This window comes from uncultured Litoreibacter sp., assembly GCF_947487515.1.
Taxonomy (GTDB): Bacteria; Pseudomonadota; Alphaproteobacteria; order Rhodobacterales; family Rhodobacteraceae; genus Litoreibacter.
The window spans coordinates 737,337-751,119 of sequence record NZ_CANKWO010000003.1 but is presented as its reverse complement, the minus strand read 5'-3'; the positions used below and the strand labels follow the sequence as shown (position 1 = coordinate 751,119).

Sequence of the window (13,783 nt, the reverse complement as noted above, 5' to 3'; positions counted from 1 at the left end):
CTTCTATGGCTTCAGTTTTTCGGCGTAGAAGTCCACCATTTGCGATACCATGTCATCGCCACGCCCCTCGTCGCGTGCCGTGCTCAATGCGTGCAGCGTTGACGTCGACATGACGGAGTTCACACCGGCATCTTCTGCCATCTGGGCGTAGTACCCTACATCTTTGGCGGCGTTCTTGATGGCGAAAGCCAGTTGCGCGGGGTCCCCATCCACACCATAGCCTTTGACGAAATCCATCATGCCCGAATGCAACGGCCCTGCGCTCATCACGTCGTACAAGCCTTGGCGATCAACCCCTTGGACATCCGCCATCGCAAAGGCCTCAGCCATGGCATTGGCCACGGTCATCCCGAAAAAGTTGTTGATCAACTTGATTGTGTGACCGGAGCCGAGCGCACCAAGATGAAATACGTTTTCGCCCAAGTCCTCTAGCACAGGTTTCACCTTGTCAAAGGCAGCCTTGTCACCAGAACACATGATGTTCAGCAATCCGTCCACCGCATGGGCAGGTGTGCGGCCCAGCGGCGCGTCAAGATATGCCCCGCCCGCGGCGGCCACCTGAACGCCCAAAGCTTTGGTTGAGGCTGGAAGAGATGTGCCAAAATCGATGACTGTAGCCCCCGATGCCAACCCTGCGATCACTCCCTCATCGCCTAGCATGCGCCCCTCGACCTGATCCGACGTGCCCATGCACAACATCACAATCTCGCAGGCCTCTGCCACGTCGCGTGCAGTGCCAACCTCCGTGGCGCCGCGCGCGATCGCTTGGTCGATATAGGTCCGGTCGCGGTTGCCCAAAACCACAAGTTCGTGGCCTTGATCTTGCAAACGTCCCACCATCGCCCCGCCCATAAGGCCGAGGCCGATAAAGCCAATTTTACTCATTTTCAATCTCCAGTTTCCTCAAGTATCAACGCCGCCCCTAAGCGGCCTATTTCATCGCTGCATTTCGCCCCTGCCCCATTGCCGCCTGTGCAAACAGAAAGCCGATTGGACAGGCGTGCCACCTCGGGACGGCGATCTTTCGTCCAGCTGGTCACGCAGGCCCCCATGCTGAGGGACGTAAAATTCAAGTCGGGCATAAGACTGCGCAAAATGCCCGCCTGATGATCGCGAACCGCGCGATTTCCCCCCGAACGGAACCAATCGCCAACATCCTTTTCACTAGACAAGGGAACATCATCGGGATCGCCCCCCAGCTTGATGTAGAGCTTTCCGTCAGGGTATTTGATTGGCGGCAAAAGATACGGGTCCTCAGCAGCCTCATAGATCAAAGTTGGCATCGACTTCAGCCTCAGGGCTTCTGCCGGCGGGACTTCAAAGAAGGCAATCGTTCGGGCGAAAACCTGCAGTTGGGCATCGCGCCCCAGAACCCTGTCTGTGTTGTAGCCCGCCGCGACCAGCACCTGATCAAAGCTATGGCGCCCGTGCGCGGTGATCACCTCGACGGTGTTGGGACGCTCGTTGATACCATCCACCGTCTCTGGCAATAGTTTCGCACCTAAGTTTTGCGCAGCCTTGGTTTGCGCCTCTACAAGGCGTCGCGGGCTAATATGACCGGCACGGGTCACTTCGTGATATCCAGTAAAGTGATCAGGGAAGTCGAAAAACGCGAAGCGTTGCGCCAACGCGGCACGGTCCAACATATCGCAAGAGATGTCACACGCCGCCCGACTGGCCTCGACCAGAGCCATGTAGTCTGCCCCTCCGGCCAAGACAGCCCCCGCTTCTGTATAGAAACCTATACCGCTTTGCGCCTCTATCTCGGCGTAGCGGTCAATCGAGGCAATAGAGATGCGCGCCCAGTATGGATCCGAAGCATTCTTGCGGGTTATTCGCCCTTCATCGTAATGCGAGCCGAACACACCGGGATGGGCGGTTTTATCTACAGGCTCACTTGGGCCGATCAAAGTCACATCCGCGCCCGACAAGGCCAAATGCCGCGCGGCTGCAGCCCCCCACAGGCCCCGACCTATCACCGCGATCTTCATGTCAGCCCCCGCTTGGGGGCAACAGCGGCTTCAATCGCAAGTGTCGTTTCCAAGGTCTTGCGCCCCTCCAATGCCGAAATCAACGGCAAGGCCCGCCCGTTGCACACGTCACAAAAATGATTGAGCTGCGCGACAAGCGGTACATTTGAGACCGGTGCGGGTGTCGTGACCATTGGGGTCTCGGACCAGTCCGCAGCGCCGCCCCAAAGCGTAAGTGAGGGAAAGCCCAAAGCGCCATTGGTGCCACAAATACGTAAATAGTCCTCACCTGTAGTGGCGATATTGGGGTTCTCTCCGGTGCCCGCCTCAAAGCCATATGGGCTGGCGGTTGCGTCAGAAAACCCAATGCTCGCGGTCACACCATTTTCAAACTGCAAGAGCGCCACCCCGCTTTCGACACGGGCAGCTCCTCGATGAGCATTGGTGCCGATGCCCTGAACGGCGACGGCATCTCCAAAGAGAAACCGTAGCAAGTCGACCTCATGTACCAAGTTTATCATCACTGGCGATCCATCAGGGCCCGCCCGCCAAGGCACGTCAAAATAGTCATCCGGTTTCTTCATTGCCCAGATCATCGACGCAAGCACCGGTGCACCGATACGTCCTTCCTGCAGCAACGCTTTCACCTTCGTCACTGCCGCGTGGTGACGGCGGTGATGCCCCACCAACGTGTGAACCCCAGCCCGTTGCGTGGCGGCGATGATCCTGTCTGCGGCCTCTAGCGAATGTGCCACCGGTTTCTCGATCAGCATATGCCAGCCGCGCGCGGCAGCGGCTTCGGCGTGCTCTGCATGTAAATGGGACGGGGTGGCGATCACGATGGCGTCTGCCTCTACATCCACGGCGTCTATGGAGGCGAAATGCGCCACCTCGGCTTGCGTCAGTTGCGGGTCGATGACACCGACCACATCAATCTGCGGAATCTGCAGGGCGTGCTGCAAATGGCGCGCCCCGATCAACCCTATGCCCGCAATCAGCAGCTTCATTACATGACCGCGCCAATCTGCCATGGGACAAACTCATAGTCGCCCAAGCCCTGAGCCTCGGATTTCGACGCCTCCCCAGAGGCGACAGCCAAGATCAACGCGTAGATTTCGCGCCCTTTTTGCTCCAGTGTCACACCTTCGGTCAGCATGTCGCCTGCATTGATGTCCATGTCGTCGGCCATCCGGCGGTACATTTCTGTATTGGTCGAGACCTTAATTGTCGGGCTGGGCTTCGAGCCAAATGCCGAACCGCGCCCCGTGGTAAACACCACCAGCTGGCACCCGCCTGCTATTTGCCCCGTCACTGCGGCCGGATCATATCCAGGACTGTCCATAAAGGTGAAACCTTTGGCCGTGACCGGTTCCGCGTATTTATACACCCCCGTCAGCGGCGAGGTTCCGCCCTTGGCCGCGGCCCCCAAGGATTTCTCCAAAATGGTGGTCAGCCCACCCTTCTTGTTTCCGGGACTTGGGTTATTGTCCATCGAGCCACGATTGCGTTCGGTGTAATCTTTCCACCAGTCGATCAGGCCGACCAGCCTTTCGCCTACCGCTGGTGAAACAGCGCGGCGGGTCAAAAGATGCTCGGCTCCGTAGATTTCTGGCGTCTCTGCCAGCACGCCCGTCCCCCCTTGGGCGACAAGCAAGTCACACGCATACCCCAGCGCCGGATTGGCCGTGACGCCGGACCAAGCATCCGAGCCACCGCATTGCAGCGCCACCTTCAACTCCGACACGGGGCATTCCACCCGCGTCGCGCGATTGGCCATGGGAAGCATCGCCTCTACCTTCTTGATGCCCAACTCAATGGTCTTTTGCAGCCCCGCGACCCCTTGGATGTTCATCACCTGAAAGCTGTCACTTTGCTTCAACCCATAGGCGTCCAGCAGCCAGTCAATTTGGTTCATCTCGCAGCCCAAACCCACCATCAACACGCCGGCATGGTTGGGGTGTCGCGCATAGCCCCACATAACGCGTTGCAACGCCTCAAAGCCGTCGCCATCACCCGCCATGCCGCAGCCCGTTCCATGCACGAAGGCGCAGACCCCATCAACATTGGGGTAATCCGCCAGACGTTCGGGCGTAAAATAATCGGCAATGCGGCGCGCCGCGGTGGCCGAGCAATTCACCGAGGTGACGATCGCGATATAGTTCCGCGTGCCAACACCGCCATTGTCGCGGCGGTATCCCATGAAGCTGTCGCCGTTTCCCGCAACGACGGGACGCATGTCAGTGCCAAATTCGTAGCTTTGCGCTGTCGGGGCAAAGTCGCAATTATGGGTGTGAACATGATCACCTGCCGCAATGTCGCAAGACGCCACGCCGATCATTTGGGCGTATTTGCGTATCTGTGCCCCTTCGGCAATCGCGTGCGTGGCGATCTTATGTCCCGAGGGGATCAATGTGGTAGTGGCGGTGTTTTCCACCAATGCCCCTGCCTCCAAGACACGTGAGGCAGTAACCACATTGTCGTCGGCATCTAGGCGAATGAAGTCTTTCATAGGGTCTGCTTTTGCTATTGGCCTACGGGGCAGGTTTCGTGGCCTAAGGAACCAAGGTAGGCCGCGCCTCTTTTGGAAGGGGCGCGGCCGATGTTGTTGTCTTGCTTATGTCACGTTTTGCTATGGCAGCAGAAGCGACACAATGGGCGGGTAAATCAACAAGACCGACAGAGCGATCAGCTGAATACCGATGAAGGGCAGGAAGCCTTTGAAGATATCCGTCAACGAGATATGCGCAGGCGCTACCGATTTCAGGTAGAAGGCCGCTGGCCCGAAGGGAGGAGACAAGAAGCTCACCTGCATGTTCATACAGAACACCACCCCGAACCAGATTGCCACGTGACGCGGGTTCAGCTCGCCAAACAGGCCGATCTCTTCAATCGGAAGGCGCTGAACAATCGGCAAGAACACCGGAATGATCAGCAGCACAATGCCGACCCAATCCATGAATGCCCCCATGAACAGCAAAATCACCATCATCGCCAGAATGATCCCCATCGTCGGCAAGTCAGAGCCCACGATAAAGTCAGCGACATAGGTCGGACCGCCTGCGATGGTGTAGGCCCCCGCCAAGGCCGCCGCGCCAATTGTCACCCAGATGATGGTGCCCGTGGATTTGAGCGTCCGCATCAGCGAGTCCCAAACCAGATCACTTGACGCCTCACCGCGTAACACCGCAATCACAAACACCGCAAATGCACCCATCCCCGCGGCTTCGGTGATCCCTGTGATCCCCCCGTAGATAGAGCCAAGCACAACCCCGATCACCACGATCGGCGGCACAAGACCTTTGCCCATGTCCCAACCGGTTTTGGTCCGTTCGCGACCGAAGGCGAAGAAAATCAACAGCAAGGAAATCGCGACCAGCCCCGCAAACCACGGCACGTAATCCGCGGTTCCCCAGAAGATCGGATCAACTCCATCCCCCTTGTCGATATTCTGCCCAGTGGCGGTGAAGAACAATGCACGCAAGAACAGTACTGCCGAGAAGCCAGCAACCAACACCGACATAAACGCCCCGAACAAAGCCAGTTTGGCCCAGCCGCGCGGCTCGCCTTCGACGGGCTCCGGCAAGGGTGCATCTTGCGGGCGCAGTTGCGTGCGCACGATGATGTAGATGATGATGAAAGACGCCAGCATAAAGCCCGGCAAGAACGACGCGGTGAACAGCGCCTTGATCGACGTCTCGGTGATCAGCCCGTAGATGATCAGCACGATGGACGGCGGGATCATCGTCCCAAGGCTGCCCGACGCACAAATCGTCCCGATGGCTAGGTTCTGATTGTACCCAAGCCGCAGCATCTGTGGCAGTGCAATAAGCCCAAGCAGAACCACTTCGCCGCCGATGATACCGGACATGGCTGCCATGATCACCGCCATGATGGATGTCACAATCGCAATACCGCCACGGGTGTGGTTCAGCCAGATGTTCAAAGACGAATACATGTCCTTAGCAATGCCGGAGCGCTCCAACAGCGACGCCATAAAGATGAACAACGGAATGGATATGAGCACATAGTCCGTTAAAAGCCCGTATATCTTCTGGGCCAGAATGTTTAACGGCCCCGAGCCTGCCCTTCCGGTGAGTATCCCGTCCCCGAACGTCCAAGGTGCGGAGAGAAGCGCTGGCTCAAACTTCATTACAAGGACCAGCACCGCCAGAATGGCTGAGGCCATTCCCAATGGCATGCCAATCGCAAGCAGCACCAGCAGGCCCAACATTAGAACCATAGAAATTGTACCGATATCCATTATTTTGCCCCCACGGCTTTTTTCAGCCGTTCGATTTCTTCTTCATCAATGTCGTCTGCGGCTGAATGGGTCACAGGTTCGGCGTTCCAGTCAGAGATTAGATTGACCACTGCCTGAACCGCCACCAAAGCCACAACAATCAGCACTGTCGGCTTCACCGTTGCAGGAATGGGCGGATTGAATGCCGAGCCAAACAGCTCCCAGCGACCAAACTTTTGGAAGGCCTCTCCGTAGCCGCCATAAATCAAGAAGAAGGCGAACATCACGATCAGCGTCGTGGAGATGACGTCGCAAACCCGCTGCAAGGGACGCGGCAAGATGTCATAGAGCAAGAAAATACGAATATGGCTGCGCTGCTGCATGGCGTAGAGCCCCGCGCATAGAAACACAAAACATGCCAACCACAACGACAGCTCATTCGCCCAAAGCGTGCCTGCGTCCAGAACGTAGCGCACAAAAACCTCGTAGAGCATAACGCAAGTCAGCAAAACGATGAGCAGCATGGTGACGCGGCCAATGAAGACCGACAGGCGGTCCAATGGACCCCATGCCTCGAATTCCATCCCTGCGCGGCGCACGGTCATTACGCCCCAAACGGCCGTGGCCGGTATGCCGATCAACGCCAACACATCGATCAGATCAATGTATTGCCCTATGATCACCGGTACGCCGGGCGCAAGGTCGGTGCGTTCAAAGTGAGCGGCGAGTTGATCACCGTGTCCGCCCCAGTCAAGAATGAACGCTGGCATATGCCAGATCATCCAAGCCGAGCAGACAATGAATGCCAAGGGCACAAGCCACTCAACAAGCGTGCCAGATTTCTGATCCACGTAATTTCTCCCCCTAATGGCCGCACACATCTGTGCAGGCCACCCATTTTCAATCTCGATTTATTCGGATGTAGCCTAGTGCATTAAGACCCAATGAGAAGGGCGGCTAAGATGGGCCGCCCTTCCTGTTTGATCTTATTTGCTGACGAGGCCCAGCTGCGTCAGATAGGAAAGATGCGACTCTACCAAAGCTTTGGCCTCAGGAGTGTCGGCAAATTCCGGCCATGTCGCTTGAGCAGCATTGCGGAACTCTTGCAGGTCTTCAGGAGCCCACTGAGACAGTGTAACGCCTTGGGCACGCAGCTCTGCTGCGGCTTCTGCGTTCTTCTTCTCGAATGTCAGCGCTGTGCGAAGCGCCAAAGCTTCCATGCCGACTTTCATGATGCGCTGGTGCGCAGGCGGCATCGCATCGAAGACGGCCTTGTTACATGCAAGGTGATCAGACGGCATCGAGTGGAAGCCAGGGAAGTTGGCATATTTTACGATGTCATACAGACCCAGACCCACGTTGTTGGCCAGACCGGATGCATCAGCACCATCGATGATACCTGTTTCAAGCGCGGTAAAGATCTCGGTGAAATCCATCACGATTGGCTTGGCGCCCAGCTTTTCAAAGATCTTTGTTTCCATGCCGGGGGGGGAACGGAATTTCCAGTCTTTGAAGTCAGCCACTTTTTCGATTGGCTTGCCAGAAGCGAAGGATTCTTGGCCGTAGATCCACCAGCCGATCAGCTCCATGCCGTATTTGTTGTACAAAGGTGCAGCCGCTTCACGACCGCCGCCGTAGTACAACCAGCTCAGCTGTTGGTAAGGCGTGTCATAGCCGCCCATGATGTCGCCCACGAATTGGAACGCGGAGTTTTTACCGGTTTGGTAGCCACCACCGGTCATGTCGCAGTCAACAATGCCAGAAGCGGCCGCGTCGAATGTCTCAACCGATTTGACAACGGAAGACGAATAGAACATTTCGACTTCGATAGCACCGCCGGACATCTGCTGAATGTCGTCGATGTATTGAGCGGCCAGTTTGCCGGATACGGTTTCAGGCGCATAGTGCGTTTGGATGCGCAATTTTGTGCTGGCGTGGCCGTCAGCGATTGCGCCTGAGGCCAGTAGGGCCAGTGCAGCGACAGAGCTCGCGGCGGTTTTCATAAATTTCATGGTGTCCTCCCAGACGAATTTTATCGTTCCCGCAAATCGGGTCGTCTACGGTTACCCGTATTCAGACCCTGCGTTCGATGACCCTAGCAACCGAATCCGTAGCTGCCAACAAAAATTCTATTTTTTCGTGAATCTTGAAATTTTGCTATAATTTCAAAATTAAATCAGGTAGAGAACACTCCATCGCCACAACAGTCGCGATGTGAACTTGCGGGAAATTCGCGAGGGCGCTGATAGAATTCAAAGAGGCCTTTATGACCGACACACCGACCCGCTCGAAGATGGAAACCCCAGCAATATATGATGATCTTCACAGAAAATTAGTCACAGCGCAATTCGGTCACGGCGAAAAACTCAAGTCTGAGGAACTCCGCCAAACCTACGGCTGCTCTGCAAATACCATCCGCGAGGTGTTGTTTCGACTGTCCACCGCTGGGCTTGTCGCCTTTGAGGAGCAGCGCGGATTTCGGGCCCGCCGCACGTCCAAAGAACGTCAACATGACCTCACTCAGTTCCGAATCTTGCTGGAACAAGAAGGGGCCAGCCTGTCGATGAAACACGGCGATATCGAATGGGAAGCCCGCCTGTCTGCGGCCCACCACAAGATCAGTCATATTGAAAGCGAAGTCCGCCGTGCGGGCACGGTTGTGCATGTTTTGGCCCTTTGGTCGAATGCTGAATGGGAATTTCACGACACGCTGATTTCGGCCTGCCAGTCCCCCTTGCTACGCGAGACCTACAAGACAATTTACGACCAGTTTCGCCAACAACTGGTGTCCCGTGACACCAATTATGGCTACTACATCGAAAACATAGAAGAGCACCGCGCCATTCTGGAAGCGGCCCTTGCACGCGACGAACCATCGTGCCGCAAGCACATCCGCGACCACCTTGCGCGCAATATGCTCAACTAGGCGGGCTTCGGAAGGTCGTCGTTCAAATAGACCTGAATGATCTCTTTGAAATTGACCTCGGCCGAAAAGCCCAATGCCCGCGCACGGTCCGGTTCGAAATCACGAGGCCACCCCTCGACGATTTTCCCAATCACGGAATCGGGCTGTGGTTTGATAAGGCTCACCACGTCGTTCCCAGCGAGATCGCGCAACGCTTCGATCTGTTCGGCCACAGTACAGCTTACGCCGGGCAGGTTGAGGGCGCGACGTCCTTGCAGCAACTCTGTGTCAATCGTCGCCGCATGGGTGAGGAACTTGACCGCAGATCGCGGGCTTGCGTGCCAATGGCGCGTGGCATCGGAAACCGGAAGTATCGCCTCCTGCCCGTTCAAAGGTTCACGGATAATCCCTGAAAAGAACGACGACGCTGCGGCATTTGGCTTACCCGGACGCACACAAATCGTTGGCAGGCGAATGGATATGCCATCGATGAAGCCCTTGCGCGAAAAGTCCGAAATCATGGCCTCGCAAATCAATTTCTGGGCCCCGTAGCTGGTTTGAGGCGCCGTTAGGAAATCATCGCCTATTTTGTCGGGATACGGCCCCCCAAACACAGCAATCGAAGAGGTAAACACAACGCGCGGGCGGTAGCTTGCGTCGCTTTCCTGTTCCGCGCGCAGCCCTTCGAGAAGCTCCCACGTGGGATGCATGTTCACCGCCCAGCCTTTGGTGAAATCGGCTTCTGCCTCGCCCGACACGATGGAAGCGAGGTGGAAAATCACATCCGGTTTTGTTTTTGCGAGGGCCTGCGCCACGCCTTTGTCAGCGATCGACCCAATGACTTGCGTACATTTGGCGATCTTGACCGGCGGGAAGGCAATGTCATGTAGCGTGATATCGACGGGTTGCCCCCCTAACCCGTTTAGCGAAATGTGCTGAGCCAGTCTCTGACCAACCATGCCACCACCGCCAAGGATCAGGGCCCTCATGTGTCAAATCCGTTGCGCTTAAGCAGCTCTAGATACAGGCCGGAGTGATCCTGATCTGCACCGTTCATTGTCTCACAAAAATCGGCGAAGCGGTCACGGGTCATTTCGGCCACTGGCAGGCTCAAACCCAGTTGAGAGGATTCATTGATCAGATTGTCGAGGTCTTTGAGCTGGAATTTCGACAAGCCACCTGGGGCAAAGTTTCCAGTGGTCATCCGTTCTCCGTGTTGTTGCAAGATCGTGCTATCGGCGAAGCCACCCTTGAGGGCTGCCCGCACCGCCGCCGGATCAGCGCCCCCTTTTTGCACCAATAACATAGCCTCTGCGACCGCCGCGATGGTCACCGCAACAATCGCTTGGTTGGCCAGTTTGGACAGCTGCCCCGACCCCGTCGGGCCGACATGAACAGGCCGCCCCATAGTTTTGAGAAGCGGCGCGACTTTGTCGAAAACATCCGCAGTCCCGCCGGCCATAATGGCCAATGTTGCGTCTTCAGCACCAAGGGTGCCCCCTGACACCGGCGCATCCAAATGACCGAGCCCAAGGGACGCCAGATGCGCGGCCTGCGCGCGCGCCTCTTCCGGCTTGGCCGACGACATATCAATCCAAATGGCCCCGGGTGACATGGCGCCGGTAATCTCGGCGTCCATCACCATGCGACCAACAGCGACCCCATCCGCCAGCATCGAGATCACAACATCCGCCTCGGCGACGGTCTCGGCGACTGTGTCATGCACGGTTGCGCCAACCTCTGCCAGCGGATCTGCCTTGCTGCGCGTGCGGTTCCAAACGCTGAGCTGAACGCCTGATTTCGCGATATTCCGAGCCATGGGAGCGCCCATCAGTCCGGTGCCTAAAAGTGCAATTCTTTGGTCTGGCATTCTGGTCCCTATCAGAGCTTATGGTTTCTGTTATCGGTAACATTAGGCGAAGCGAATGGGAGTGAAAAGAGTTGAAGCTTCAGAAAATTGGAGCTAGGCCTTGACGTGAAGCATGAGCAAAACCGGCTTCTAAGCCACCCAAACCTCCGCCGGTATAGAGAGAAATTACTTCTATGAAACAAAGGCTTGATGGAAAAACGGCAATAGTCACCGCCGCGGCCCAGGGGATCGGTCGCGCATCAGCTCTAGCCATGGCAGATGAAGGTGCGAAGGTCTTCGCAACGGATGTTAGTGCCGATGCCTTGAAAGATCTACAACACGATAACATTGAAACTTTCGTCTTGGATGTGTGCGATTTGGCGTCGGTAAAAGCGGGCATTTCAAGAGCGCAACCGGACGTCTTGTTCAACTGCGCAGGCTTCGTTCACACGGGCACGGTCTTGGAGGCCACGGAAGACGAATGGGACTTCGCGTTTGACCTGAATGTGAAGGCCATGTGGCGCATGGCGCAAGCTGCTTTGCCCGGAATGTTGGAACGCGGCGGAGGGTCGATCATCAACATGTCGAGCGCGCTGTCATCAATCATCGGCGCGCCAAACCGCTTCATATACGGGACCTCAAAAGCCGCGGTAATCGGGATGACGAAGTCCATTGCGGTCGATTACATCACCAAAGGCATTCGCTGCAATTGCATCTGCCCAGGCACGGTTGAGACGCCCAGCTGGCACGACCGCGTGACGGCGTTGGGCGCGCAGCTGGGCAGCTATGAAGAGGCCAAAGCACAGTTCGTTTCGCGACAGCCAATGGGACGCGTGGCCACCGCCGAAGAGATCGCCGCACTTGTGGTCTATTTGGCGAGCGATGAGAGTGCGTTTACGACCGGTCAGCCACATGTCATCGACGGTGGGTGGTCGGGGTAAAGCCACTTTTTGAGTATTTGTTACCAAATGGAAATAGGGGCGTTGCTGTGTCAGGCGCGCGTGAACCTTAACGGGATGTATAGATGGCCGAGAAATCGAAACTAAGATCGCAGCAGTGGTTCAACAACCCTGACAATCAAGAGATGACCGCGCTGTATTTAGAGCGGTATTTGAATTACGGGCTAACAAGGGAAGAGCTGCAATCGGGCAAACCCATCATTGGAATTGCCCAGACAGGTTCTGACCTGAGCCCATGCAACCGCCATCATATTGAGCTGACCAAACGCGTTCGTGACGGGGTGATTGCTGCAGGCGGGACGGTCATCGAAATACCGGTTCATCCTATTCAGGAAACAGGTAAGCGCCCGACTGCGATGCTGGACCGCAACCTTGCGTATCTTTCCTTGGTCGAGACGCTATTTGGGTACCCGATTGACGGGGTGGTTCTGAACATTGGGTGTGACAAGACCACCCCTGCCCTACTTATGGCCGCCGCTACGGTGAACATCCCCGCGATTGCACTGAGCGTGGGCCCCATGCTGAATGGCTGGTTCAACGGTGAGCGCACAGGCTCTGGCACCATTGTTTGGAAGGCCCGCGAGATGCAGGCTGCAGGCGAGATTGACGACGATGGCTTCATGGATTTGGTCGCCTCATCGACGCCCTCCGTGGGGTATTGCAACACCATGGGCACTGCCACGACGATGAATTCCTTGGCGGAAGCCTTGGGCATGCAATTGCCCGGCTCCGCCGCAATCCCAGCGCCCTATCGCGAACGCGGGCAAATCAGCTATCACACAGGGCAGCGTATCGTTGAAATGGTCAATGAAGACCTACGTCCCTCCGACATCATGACCAAGGAAGCCTTTGAAAACGCTATCGTTGTCAACTCCGCCATTGGTGGATCGACCAATGCGCCCATTCATTTGAACGGCGTCGCAAAACACTTAGGCATTGAGCTAACCAACGATGATTGGCAAAGCATTGGCCATCAGATTCCGTTGCTGGTGAACTTGCAACCGGCGGGCAAATATCTGGGCGAGGACTATCACCGTGCAGGCGGTGTTCCGGCCGTCATTGGCGAATTGCTTCGGGCCGGATTGTTACCGCATCCGAATGTTGTGACCGCAAATGGCAAGACAGTGGCTGAGAACTGTGGCGAGCTTCGAACCGGCAATGACGATGTGATTTACTCTGCAACGGAACCGATGTTGACGGACGCCGGATTTATCAATCTCAAAGGAAATCTATTCGATTCAGCCATTATGAAAACCAGCGTCATTTCGGACGAGTTTCGCGACCGGTATCTCTCAAACGCGAACGACCCCAATGCCTTTGAAGGCCGCGCGGTCGTTTTTGACGGCCCCGAGGACTTTCACCGGAAGATTGATGACGAGAGCCTTGCAATTGACGAGCACTGCATTTTGATCATGCGTGGTGCGGGTCCGAAGGGCTATCCGGGCGGAGCAGAGGTCGTGAACATGCGGCCCCCGTCTCATCTGCTGAAAAAAGGCGTTCACGCCCTGCCTTGTGTGGGGGATGGCCGCCAGTCGGGAACATCAGGTAGCCCGTCTATATTAAATGCCTCCCCTGAGGCGGCTGATGGGGGTGGTTTGGCACTGGTCCAAACCGGTGACCGCATTCGGATTGATCTGGGGAAATGCACCGCCGACATGCTGGTGGCTGACGACGAGCTAAAGAAACGAGCCGAAGCGCTGGTGAATGGTTCAATTGACGTGCCGGACAGCCAGACGCCTTGGCAGGAAATTTTCCGAAACATGGTGCGCCCTTTCTCAGAAGGCATGACCCTAGACGGGGCCACAAATTATCAAGACATCGCTCGCAAATACATGCCGCGCGACAACCACTAGGGAGCAT

General features: G+C 56.4%; 12 protein-coding genes. 3 read left to right on the top strand and 9 right to left on the bottom strand.

The features are described from left to right. Positions 1-3: 3 nt before the first annotated feature. The 7 genes from Q0746_RS13615 to Q0746_RS13585 all read right to left on the bottom strand — a co-directional run bounded on the left by Q0746_RS13615 (position 4) and on the right by Q0746_RS13585 (position 8,222). Positions 4-885, bottom strand: a complete 882-nt coding sequence (locus Q0746_RS13615) for an NAD(P)-dependent oxidoreductase (RefSeq protein WP_298261156.1) — start codon at positions 883-885, stop codon at positions 4-6. Positions 886-887: 2 nt separating this feature from the next. Further along, the gene (locus tag Q0746_RS13610) at positions 888-1,991 is read right to left on the bottom strand and encodes an FAD-dependent oxidoreductase (RefSeq protein ID WP_298261155.1); all 1,104 of its coding nucleotides are present in this window, start codon (positions 1,989-1,991) and stop codon (positions 888-890) included. Then, positions 1,988-3,001, bottom strand: a complete 1,014-nt coding sequence (locus Q0746_RS13605) for a Gfo/Idh/MocA family oxidoreductase (RefSeq protein ID WP_298261153.1) — start codon at positions 2,999-3,001, stop codon at positions 1,988-1,990. The genes Q0746_RS13610 and Q0746_RS13605 overlap by 4 nt, the downstream gene beginning before the upstream one ends. Beyond that, a complete protein-coding gene (locus Q0746_RS13600; RefSeq protein WP_298261151.1) occupies positions 2,977-4,479 on the bottom strand; it encodes an altronate dehydratase family protein in 1,503 nt (500 codons plus the stop codon). The genes Q0746_RS13605 and Q0746_RS13600 overlap by 25 nt, the downstream gene beginning before the upstream one ends. A 120-nt stretch (positions 4,480-4,599) precedes the next feature. Beyond that, positions 4,600-6,231 carry a TRAP transporter large permease subunit gene (locus Q0746_RS13595; protein ID WP_298261149.1) on the bottom strand — a complete coding sequence of 544 codons (1,632 nt, stop codon included), beginning with the start codon at positions 6,229-6,231 and terminating at the stop codon, positions 4,600-4,602. After that, a complete protein-coding gene (locus Q0746_RS13590; RefSeq protein WP_298261146.1) occupies positions 6,231-7,061 on the bottom strand; it encodes a TRAP transporter small permease in 831 nt (276 codons plus the stop codon). The genes Q0746_RS13595 and Q0746_RS13590 overlap by 1 nt, the downstream gene beginning before the upstream one ends. Positions 7,062-7,196: 135 nt before the next feature. Then, positions 7,197-8,222, bottom strand: coding sequence for a TRAP transporter substrate-binding protein (locus tag Q0746_RS13585; RefSeq protein WP_298261144.1), 1,026 nt, complete (start codon positions 8,220-8,222; stop codon positions 7,197-7,199). A 254-nt stretch (positions 8,223-8,476) separates the two neighbouring features. Between Q0746_RS13585 and Q0746_RS13580 the strand changes: the two genes are divergently transcribed. Beyond that, entirely contained in the window at positions 8,477-9,136 is a 660-nt protein-coding gene (locus Q0746_RS13580; protein WP_298261142.1) for a GntR family transcriptional regulator, read from the top strand. On the opposite strand, the gene denD is transcribed toward Q0746_RS13580, so the two are convergent. After that, complete coding sequence (gene denD, locus Q0746_RS13575; RefSeq protein ID WP_298261140.1) at positions 9,133-10,104, bottom strand: D-erythronate dehydrogenase; 972 nt, start codon at positions 10,102-10,104, stop codon at positions 9,133-9,135. The genes Q0746_RS13580 and denD overlap by 4 nt on opposite strands. After that, on the bottom strand, positions 10,101-10,985 hold the full coding sequence (locus Q0746_RS13570) for an NAD(P)-dependent oxidoreductase (RefSeq protein ID WP_298261138.1): 885 nt from the start codon (positions 10,983-10,985) through the stop codon (positions 10,101-10,103). The genes denD and Q0746_RS13570 overlap by 4 nt, the downstream gene beginning before the upstream one ends. A gap of 173 nt (positions 10,986-11,158) precedes the next feature. On the opposite strand from Q0746_RS13570, the gene Q0746_RS13565 reads away from it, so the two are divergent. Together Q0746_RS13565 and Q0746_RS13560 are read left to right on the top strand one after the other, a co-directional pair. Beyond that, positions 11,159-11,905 carry an SDR family oxidoreductase gene (locus Q0746_RS13565; protein WP_298261136.1) on the top strand — a complete coding sequence of 249 codons (747 nt, stop codon included), beginning with the start codon at positions 11,159-11,161 and terminating at the stop codon, positions 11,903-11,905. 83 nt (positions 11,906-11,988) lie between these two features. Then, the gene (locus Q0746_RS13560; protein ID WP_298261133.1) at positions 11,989-13,776 is read left to right on the top strand and encodes an IlvD/Edd family dehydratase; all 1,788 of its coding nucleotides are present in this window, start codon (positions 11,989-11,991) and stop codon (positions 13,774-13,776) included. Positions 13,777-13,783 lie beyond the last annotated feature (7 nt).